The 331-nt window shown below is 67.7% G+C and carries 1 protein-coding gene; it reads right to left on the bottom strand.

Features of this window, described 5'->3' with window-relative positions:
• On the bottom strand, positions 1 to 331 hold a 331-nt coding region (locus EN851_RS34880), incomplete at both ends, for a transketolase C-terminal domain-containing protein (protein ID WP_281041126.1).

Genomic DNA, 331 nt, shown 5'->3' with positions numbered 1-331 from the left:
AAAGCGGCCTTCATGGGCGAGGAAATGCAGCACTTGGGCAGCAAAACCGCCGATGGCGCCCTCCTCCACGGTGACCAGCACCTCATGCGAACGGGCGAGACGGCGGGTGAGATCCTCGTCCAGCGGCTTGGCGAAGCGGGCGTCGGCGACGGTGGTGGAGAGACCCGCGGCGCCCAGTTCCTCGGCGGCCAAGAGGCAATCTTGAAGCCGCGTGCCGAAGGAGAGAAGCGCGACCTTGGTGCCCTCCTTCAGGATGCGACCCTTGCCGATTTCGAGCACCGCCCCGCGCTCCGGCATGTCAACGCCGACGCCGTTGCCGCGCGGATAGCGG

The sequence above is a fragment of the Mesorhizobium sp. M8A.F.Ca.ET.208.01.1.1 genome, from assembly GCF_004791315.1.
Taxonomy (GTDB): domain Bacteria; phylum Pseudomonadota; class Alphaproteobacteria; order Rhizobiales; family Rhizobiaceae; genus Mesorhizobium.
This window is presented reverse-complemented; position numbering and strand designations above follow the sequence as displayed.